Below are 6,120 nucleotides of genomic sequence, written 5' to 3'. Positions count from 1 at the left end.
TCGGCAGCGTCAGATGTGTATAAGAGACCTCCGCCGCCCCGTCCGGCAGGGCATAGAGCCGGTCCAGCGCCGCCTCGACGTCGCTGGCCTTGGCCACCACCGGGCGCACGGGCCGGTCGAACAACAAGGCGAGGGCTTCGGCCGGATAGGGGTCGAAGGGATCGACGAAGGCGGCATCGAGCCCCGTCTCGGTCAGTTTGAGCGGCAATGCCCGCGCGTCGCGCAGAAAACGGGCGGTGGGGCCGCGTTCGGCGGTCACCGGCCGGGCGGGGAAATCGGCCGGGGCCGCCATCGGCAATCCCAGGGCTTCGGCCATCGCCGCCGCCAGAGCCTGTTCCGAAATCAGGCCGAGCCGGGTCAACACCACGTCCAGCCGCTCGCCGGTCTCGGACTGGACCAGACAGGCGCGGGTCATGGTTTCGGACGTGGCCAGGCCACGATCGAGGACGAGTTGCGCCAGGACCCGGGTGTCGCTCTGTCGCAGATCCATCATGATGCTCGTTATTGAAATATTTCGACCCCATCCAGAAGTTGCGCAGGCGAACCGGACATGAAGAGGCGCTTCCCGACGAGGGAGGACATCGGGAAGCGCTTGGCCGCGAATATCAGTTCCGCGGCCTGGTCCCGAAAAGCATCACGACCGGGTGTAGCAGTATTTCAAAATCGTCGGGCCGCCCTGCGATGCGTTCAAAAGGAAATTGACGAAATTATTCAGTACCGTCGTCTCGTCGGCCGTCCGCCCGGACCGGGCCAGTTTGACGCCATACTGTAGAATGTCGTCATAATCATGAGCGGTCGTGGAATCGGCTGGACCCGACACATAGGATCCATAATGGCTGACGCCGGAGAAGGTCTGGACGCCATTGACTACCGTGCAGATCTGCGATCTCGCCACGAATCCCATCTGCTTCGCACCGGTATTGACCGCACTGTAGGTCGTTCCGATGGTGGAATATTGCGTAATCCTGGAATCTGCTGTGTAATCAATACCATACACGTTCGCGAGAACTTCCGTTGCCGCAAGGCCGTAGGGTGCGGCGCTCGGTTTGGCGATGGCGAGCGTGGTGAAACCCGACGGCAGCCCCGAAGAGACGTTGACCCCCGTGGTGTTCGTCCAAAGCTCCAGATAACCATGCGCATACAGGAAGTCGGTGGAGTCGTAGGTGAGAGCGGCGTGCGTGGCGACCAGATCGTCCGGATGGCTCTTGTCCGCCGCCAGTAGCAGATCGTAAGTGCTGGAGCTACCGTTATAGTTGATGATGTTGGTCTCGAGGTCCCCGGTGGCGCCGGACACCACGGTGACGGTGGTGCCGCTATATTGGGACGTAAAAGCCGTGATGATTTCCGATAACGGTGTCGTGAAATTCGCGGCGACGGCAACGGTAATGTTGGTCGTCGCGTTCGCCGCGCTCAGCGGAAGCTGAGACAACAGCAGAGCGACTGCCGCCACGGTCAATTTCTTGTTTATCAACATAATACCCCATCCTTTTGATGTCGATGATGACGTATGGGAAACGAAAGCGGCATCAAGGAGATCAGCCGATTTCGTTATATATTATATAGATATAACGATCGAATATCTTCAATAAATTTTTGGATAAATCATGATTTATGCCGTATTACATATACATAATAAAATATAATATGAATAATTTCTAAAATTAAAGTGATGAATATAAAATTAACATGAGTTACGCACCGCCTCGGTGGCCATAAAAGACCACCGAACCATAAATATCCGGGTGGGTTTCCACGAAACCCTTGGATTATAACTAGACAAGTTTTGACGAGTAAACCTCATCAAGACTCAATATTACTTCACATCAGTACATTTGATACCTTTGTAAATAAAATAAAAAATCAACTTCAAACGCAACGGTGACTAAAATAGTTATTTTTAGAACAAGACTGAATGTTGACCATGATTTCACCACCCCTCATTGAACGAGTCTGGAGATGGCCAATTCGTTGAGAACCGGCGGATGCTGCCGCAGCAGGTCGGTGAAATAAGCCTGTCGGACCTCGATGGCCTTCTGATTGCGCATTTGCTCGACGAGCGACTTTCTGACCTCGGCCAGCGGCAGCGGCTGGGTGCCGGCGGCTTTGATCTCCAACAGCTTGACGATGTGCCAGCCGTCGTCGAGGCGAATCGGCGCCGTGACCATTCCCGGCGACAAGGTCGATAGCGCCTGGGCGATGGCGGGAAGCAGTTGAGGATCGGCCAGCCAACCGATCTCGCCCCCCTTGGCGGCTTCGGGTTTGTTGTCGGAATAATCGCGCGCCAGGGCGGAGAAATCCGCACCCCTGGCTTTCAGCTTTTCCTGCACCTCATCCAGTTTGGAAGAGGCTTTGCTTCCACGCGGCGCGCTTACGAAGATCTGCGCCAACCTGATTTGGCGCGGCGCCACGAAAGCGGCCTTGTTGGCCTCGTAGGCGCTTTGCAATTCGGCCTCCGAAGGAAAGTCCGCGGGCACCTTCGTCACCGAGCGCAGGTAAAGTTCGGTCAAAGCATGCTCGCGCGCCTTCTCCAGGCTGACCTTGACCTCGGGCCGCTCGTCGAATTTCCGTGCCTTGGCCTCCTTCAACGCCATCCGCTCGGCCAGATAGACGTGGATCACCTGGGACAAAAGGGCCGGGTCGCCGGACAGCGCCGCCCGCTGCTGCTGCGGCAGCTGATCGAGATAAGCGCGCAATTCTCCCGTGGATATCTCGGTATCACCGATACGACCGATCGGTTCGCCATCGGATGCCGCCAGGGAAACCACAGGCAACAAAAGCAATACCCCCAGAACCCACATCATCTTCATAACGACCCCTCCCTCTTTTAATTCTTCACTTCGAAGGCGACGGCGACGGCAACGGTGATTTCCTTGGGTGGCCGCTCGAACGGCGCGCTGGAACGGGCGGTCGCCAAGGCGTTCCGGTCCAACTCGGGAAACCCGCTGGACTTTATGATCCGCAAGGACTCCTCGCGGATGTCCCCGTCTTCCATGACGGCAAAACCGATGACCGCGATACCCCGAAGGCCGGACAACTTCGCTGTATCGGGATAGATGAGATTGTTCTGAAGCTTCCTTTTCAGGTCTCGCAGATAGCCTTTGAAAGCGTCCTCGCTGTTATCGGCCGGCCGGACCGTTTGCTGCATCTGCTGCGCCTGCGAGACATCGCCGGCGTTCGGAACCGGGGGCAAGGGCAGCGGTTCCGCAACCGGTTTTTCCGCAACCGGTCGTGCCGGACGCTCCCTTTTGACGACTTTTTTCTCCTCCGGTTTAGGAACCTCACGGCGCTCCACCGGAGGGGGAGACATCGGCTGAGGCTGTTGCTGTTCCATGGCCTTTTTCTGCTCAACCTGCCGATTGCTGATCATGCCTTGCAGTTCGACGACCAGCGTGTGGGATTTCTTCGGCTGCAGCAGAGGCAAGGTCACCACGAAAGGCAGGACGAAGCCCGCGTGGATCAGTATCGACGCAACCAACCCCTGCCACAGCGTGAACCGTCGCCTCATCGCCTCGTTCCCTAATTCGTCTCGGTCTGAATGGCGACTTTGGTGAAAGCGAGCTGGCGCAACAGATCGGCCACATCGACGAAGCGCTGAAAGGCGATGTTGCGATCGGCGCGGACCACGAACGTCGAGTCCGGCTTTAGCGGCGTCAGCTCGGCCTTGAGACCATCCAGCGTTACGATCCTGCCGTCGAAGGAGATGGCGCCGTCCAGGCCCAGTTCGATGCTGTGATCCTCTTTCGTGTCGGGCATGTTTTGCGATGCCTGCGGCAGATCGACCGCCAGCCGGCCCGAGGCGATGAAGCTGGACGTGGTCAGCACGATGGTCAGCAGCACCAGCATGATGTCGACGAAGGGAATGACATTCATGCTTTCGAAAGGTTTCTCATCCATGGGTGATTTCCCATGACAGCATCATCACCTTGACCTTGCGCAGCAGGGCGTTGTAGAGGACCACGGCAACCAGCGCCACCACCAGACCCGCCGCCGTCGATTTCAACGCCAACGCCAGTCCGGTCATGATTTTGGTCGGATCCATCGCTCCGTTGCTGCCGATCTTGTAAAAGGTCAGCATGATGCTGAGCACGGTCCCCAGCAGCCCCAGATAGGGCGCGTTGCTGGCCACCGAGGCGACGATGGACAATTTTCCCGTCAGCGCCAGCTCCAGGGATTTGATATCCGGAAAGTCCAGAATCTTCAGTCCGCGATAGAACATCCCCCGTTCGATCGACACCGCGACAACAAGGATGCTGAGGAAGATCAGCAGTCCGATGACGCCGTAATCAACCGCTTCCGATAGCCATTCCACTTGTGTCCATCCTTTCTTGTCAGAATGTCGCGCCGATCCTCGCCAGGACCTTGGCCCGGGGATTTTTCGTGCCGGTCTCCTCGTTGGGTCCGACCGACGTCACACCCTCAATCGAAGCGATCAGAGAACGGCCCGTCGAATATTCGAAAGTGGTGTAATAACCGAGACCGACATCGCTGAGGCGGACGCCGTTTTTCTGGGTGGTGTAGGTGCCGTTCTGCAGATAGACCCTGCCGACATCACTGAACAACCCGACGGCATGCCGGATATCGACGACCGATGGCAGGGCGTATTTCATCCCGGCGTTGAACAGATAACCGGAATCGCCCAGGACGCCTTCGTAATAGGACCGCACCCCGTCGACACCGGACAGGCTCATCTGTTCGCTGCCGTCCAGATTCTTGCCCATCAGGGCTTTCTGGCCTTTCAGGGCCGCCGACAGAGAAAGCTCTTCGCTGAGGGCCATCTGACCGCCAAGTCCCAGATTGATCTTCGAAAAGCCGCCCGCCGTGTCGGCCCCGGCCTGGTTCAACTGCTTCTGGTCCTGATTCGGAAATTCCAACACGCCGAAGCTGACCGACCCGCTGGCGTCAGTCGTGGAATCGAAGCCGAACAGCATGCCGCTGGTCCGGTTCTCGGCGCTCAACGTTCCGACGTTCGATTTCTTCACATCGAGCTTCGCGCCCAGCACCTTATCCTCAAGACGCTTGGTCGCCAGATTGAGCGCGACAGACAGACTTTCGGCGCGGGATCGCAAGACCGGATAGGACAGTGTTCCTTCGAACGTGTCGACCGTGCCGGTGGCATTCAGGTCCCGATAGATGTCGCCCAACTTGTAGGTCGTTCGCGACAACGCCGTTTCCAGGCGCAACCCGCTGTAAGTCAACGGAAACGCATAGCCGACCCGGCCGTTCTGCAGCCCGGCCGCCTCGGCGGTCCGGCCGGAGAGCGACAGCTTATCGCCCAGCCCCAGCACCTCGTTGACGTCCAGTTCACCGCTTAACCGGTCGGTTCCCGTGTAGCGCGATCCGTAATTGTCCCCCAGCAGATAGCCGGTCACCCGTGGCGTCGATGCCGCCTGGACGGTGAAGTCGGTGGTTCCCGGCTGCGTGCCGGGACCGATGGTGATTTTCGGCATGTCGGTGCCGGGCAGGTCCGAGGTCAGCAGCATGGCCCGCTCGACATCGTCCTTCGACACCGGTTCCCCGGCCGGCATGGCGCTCTCGAACGTGCCCTGGACCAGGAAATCAGCGACGTCCGAGACGTTGTCGAGCGAGATCTTGCCGTATTTGCCGATCACCACCTTCAAGAGAAGCCCCCCCGAGGTGGCGTCCTGCCTCGGCACATAGGCCTTGGCGACCAGGAAACCCTTGGCCCGGTAAAAAGCCGTGACCTTGCCGGCCGCGTCGTAGATTTCGGCCAGGGACAGGGCCTTGTTTCGATAGGGCTCCAGCAGGATGCGGACCTCCGCCTCCTCCCCGGCGCCCACCCCATCGAGCCGGAAATCGCTGATCTGGATGGTCTCGCCTTCGGGAAGGGCGAAGGAGGGTTCCTCCTGCTCCGGGATCACCGGAATCGCCTCCGGCTTTTCCACCGGCGGCTTCGGTGGGGCCGCTTCGTGCAGGGCATCGCCGGCATTGTAATTGGGGACCTGCGGCGGTGCCGCGAGGACGCCGGGAACCGCCAGGAGGAAGCCCGGCAGCACCAACACGGCGCCGGGCAAGGCATTGATTTTCATCTTTTCTCACCTTCGGAGGACGTCATCGGAACAAAGCTCTCCCTTGCGCTCACAAGGCTTCACCCACCTCCCG

7 protein-coding genes are annotated in these 6,120 nt (G+C 58.8%); all 7 read right to left on the bottom strand.

From position 1 onward, the window contains the following. Nucleotides 1-493 (bottom strand): GspE/PulE/PilB domain-containing protein (locus CWS72_RS21875; protein ID WP_420824081.1); only part of this gene is annotated, 493 nt, incomplete at its 3' end. 141 nt (nucleotides 494-634) lie between these two features. Continuing rightward, on the bottom strand, nucleotides 635-1,474 hold the full coding sequence (modA, locus tag CWS72_RS21870; protein WP_101252776.1) for a molybdate ABC transporter substrate-binding protein: 840 nt from the start codon (nucleotides 1,472-1,474) through the stop codon (nucleotides 635-637). A 463-nt stretch (nucleotides 1,475-1,937) separates the two neighbouring features. Continuing rightward, nucleotides 1,938-2,807, bottom strand: coding sequence for a peptidylprolyl isomerase (locus CWS72_RS21865; RefSeq protein ID WP_101252775.1), 870 nt, complete (start codon nucleotides 2,805-2,807; stop codon nucleotides 1,938-1,940). Nucleotides 2,808-2,824: 17 nt separating this feature from the next. Beyond that, the gene (locus tag CWS72_RS21860) at nucleotides 2,825-3,505 is read right to left on the bottom strand and encodes a TonB family protein (RefSeq protein WP_101252774.1); all 681 of its coding nucleotides are present in this window, start codon (nucleotides 3,503-3,505) and stop codon (nucleotides 2,825-2,827) included. 11 nt (nucleotides 3,506-3,516) lie between these two features. Beyond that, nucleotides 3,517-3,894: an ExbD/TolR family protein gene (locus CWS72_RS21855; protein ID WP_101252773.1), complete on the bottom strand. Its 378-nt coding sequence runs from the start codon at nucleotides 3,892-3,894 to the stop codon at nucleotides 3,517-3,519. Continuing rightward, nucleotides 3,887-4,309, bottom strand: a complete 423-nt coding sequence (gene exbB, locus CWS72_RS21850; protein WP_101252772.1) for a TonB-system energizer ExbB — start codon at nucleotides 4,307-4,309, stop codon at nucleotides 3,887-3,889. Before exbB ends, CWS72_RS21855 begins: the two co-directional genes overlap by 8 nt. Before the next feature lie 19 nt (nucleotides 4,310-4,328). Continuing rightward, nucleotides 4,329-6,047, bottom strand: coding sequence for a ShlB/FhaC/HecB family hemolysin secretion/activation protein (locus tag CWS72_RS21845; RefSeq protein ID WP_101252771.1), 1,719 nt, complete (start codon nucleotides 6,045-6,047; stop codon nucleotides 4,329-4,331). Nucleotides 6,048-6,120: the final 73 nt, after the last annotated feature.

The sequence above is a fragment of the Telmatospirillum siberiense genome (assembly GCF_002845745.1).
GTDB lineage: Bacteria > Pseudomonadota > Alphaproteobacteria > Rhodospirillales > Magnetospirillaceae > Telmatospirillum > Telmatospirillum siberiense.
This window is presented reverse-complemented; position numbering and strand designations above follow the sequence as displayed.